Raw genomic sequence first — 2,326 nt, forward strand, 5'->3', positions numbered from 1 at the left:
CGGGTCGCCGGCGGCGGCCGCGACCGCGTCCCGGGCGGCGCGGAGCCGGTCGAAGTCGGCGGCCACCGCCGCCCGCACGGCCTCCTCGCCGATCGCCGCGATCCGCTCGCCGAGCACCCGTTCCGCGTCCGGGCTGTTCGGCAGGTTCGCGTCCCAGGTCAGCTGGCCGCGTTCGACGAACCGGTCCAGCAGCAGGAACACGTCGTCGACGGTGCGGACGTCGCCGTCGGCGCGGGCCCGCTCGGCCAGTTCCACGGCGGCGGTGCGGCCGTCGCAGGACGCCAGCAGCCGGGCCTCCACCGCCGACAGCGGGATCGGCGGGTGCAGCGGCCAGCGCAGCTGCCGGCCCTGGACGCTCAGGTGCGGTTGCAGCGCCGGGGCCCACCAGCGGCGTACCGCCAGGTCGTCGGCGAGCCGGTCGGCGTACGCGATCAGGGCCCAGGCCTCGAACCCGACGTGCCGGCGGGTGACCAGCCCGGGTCCGGGCGCCAGCCGGGTACGCGGGTCGGCCGGGTCGAAGGTGCCCCAGCAGACCGGGCCGAAGAAGCCGATCGTCTCGGCCTTGCCGCAGTAGCGCTGCCAGTAGCGCAGCAGGCTCAGCTCCCGCTTGCGGCGGCGCACGTTGCGTACCGCCGGGTCGGTGCGCAGCAGCCCGTCCAGCGCGATCAGCATGTCCGGGTTCTGCCAGGTGACGGCCTCGCGCAACAGCGGGTCGGCGGCCAGTTCGCCGGCCACCGCCGAGGAGTCGGCGAACGCCTCGCGCAGCGCCTTGTCGACGACCTCCGGGGCGACCTCCCCGGCGAGCAGCGCGTCGGCGGCGGCGGCCGCGTCGGGCGCCGCGAAGCGGTCCAGGCCGGCGGCAGGGAAACCGGCGGTACGCAGGACCAGGTCGCGCCAGACCGACCAGCCGGTGTCGCCGAGGGGGATGCGGTGGCTCATCGGCGCGGCTCCCCGGTGCTGTCGACGATGTGCAGTCGCAGCTCGCTGAGGTACCGGCGGCCGGTGGCGTCGGGCACCCAGGCGTCGTCGGGGCCGGGCAGCATCTCGCCCACCACCAGCGGCACGCCGTCGCCGTGGGTCATGGCCGCCGAGCGGACCATCGCGCAGAGCATGTTGGCGTACCCGGGACTGGTCAGGTCCACGAAGCAGGGCTTCGTCTCGCTGCCGAGCTTGACGTAGACCTGCTCGGGCAGGCCGAGGCGGGCACGCCAGCGACGGACGGCGAGGAACCGGTCGCGCTCCCCGGTGGCCGGTCCCAGCCCGCTCTCCCCGACGGTGGTACGCCAGGTCTGCCGGGCCACCACCAGCCGGCCCAGGGTGATCCGGGGTGTGTACGGGGCCGCGGCGACCAGCTTGAACCCGTCCACCGCGTGCGCGCTGAGCAGTTCGGCGAAGACCTCGGTCAGCGACCAGCGCTGCCCGTCGGGGCCGGTGGCCACCAGCCGGTCACCCTCGGCGGTAACGGTGAGGTCCACCGTGGGCAGCACCCGCGCCCGGTCGACGCCGGGCGCCGCGCCGAACGCCAACTGCCGGTCGGTCGGCGCGGCGAGGGCCTCGGGCGACCCGGCTGGTCCGACGGGGCCAGTCGGCCGGGTAGAGCAGTCGCAGCCGCCGCCCGCCGACGTCGGCGGCGAGCGCGGCGCGCAGCCGCTCGGCGTCCGGATGGCCGGTGACCAGCGGTGCGGTGTCGAAGGACGCCCAGGCGGCGTGCAGCTCGCCGAGCACCACGGTGTAGTCGCCACGGGCCAGCGCGGCGCTGTCGGTGGCGCAGATCTGCAGGTCGGGGCTGTGCAGCCGGGCCAGCGGCCAGTCCGAGGGGCCGGGCGGCGGGAAGGCGGCGTCGACCCGGTCGACCAGGTCGGCGACCGCGACGGTCACCTCGGTGGTGCCGGCGGGCAGGGCGTCCAGCCCGAACAGCCCGGCCCAGCGGGCGGCGAAGTCGGCGGCGACCCGGTCCACCGGCCGCTCCCCCTCGCCCCAGAACAGCCCCTGGGCCAGGAACCACAGGTCCGCCAGGGACACGGCGTCGTCGCCCGCCCCGCCGCGCAGGTCGTCGTAGAGCTCGCGGAAGACCGCCGCGTACGCCTGCTCCAGCGCGCCGACCAGCCAGCGGGCGGCGCGCAGCAGCACGTCGAGCGGGGCGGCGATCCCGTCCAGCAGCGGCCGGCCGAAGGTCACGTCGAGGTCGCGGCTGGTGTCCTCGTAGCAGAGGGTCCGGCCGGCGTACATCTGTCCGTCGCGGCGCCGCGCGGCCTGCCCGGTCAGCTCGGTGAAGGTGGCGTCCAGCGCGTCCAGGGCGGCCCGCAGCCGCCCCGGCTCACCGGCG

At 76.6% G+C, this 2,326-nt stretch carries 2 protein-coding genes and 1 pseudogene; all 3 read right to left on the minus strand.

Going from position 1 to position 2,326, the window contains the following annotated elements:
• Positions 1-939 (minus strand): lantibiotic dehydratase (locus tag JNW89_RS35095; protein WP_238452298.1); only part of this gene is annotated, 939 nt, incomplete at its 3' end.
• Positions 936-1,475, minus strand: a complete 540-nt coding sequence (locus tag JNW89_RS35100) for a lantibiotic dehydratase (protein ID WP_238452299.1) — start codon at positions 1,473-1,475, stop codon at positions 936-938. The genes JNW89_RS35100 and JNW89_RS35095, both read right to left, overlap by 4 nt.
• Positions 1,447-2,326, minus strand: a pseudogene (locus tag JNW89_RS35105) (lantibiotic dehydratase family protein); the annotation flags it as partial. The gene JNW89_RS35100 and the pseudogene JNW89_RS35105, both read right to left, overlap by 29 nt.

It is taken from the genome of Micromonospora sp. 4G55 (genome assembly GCF_016803375.1).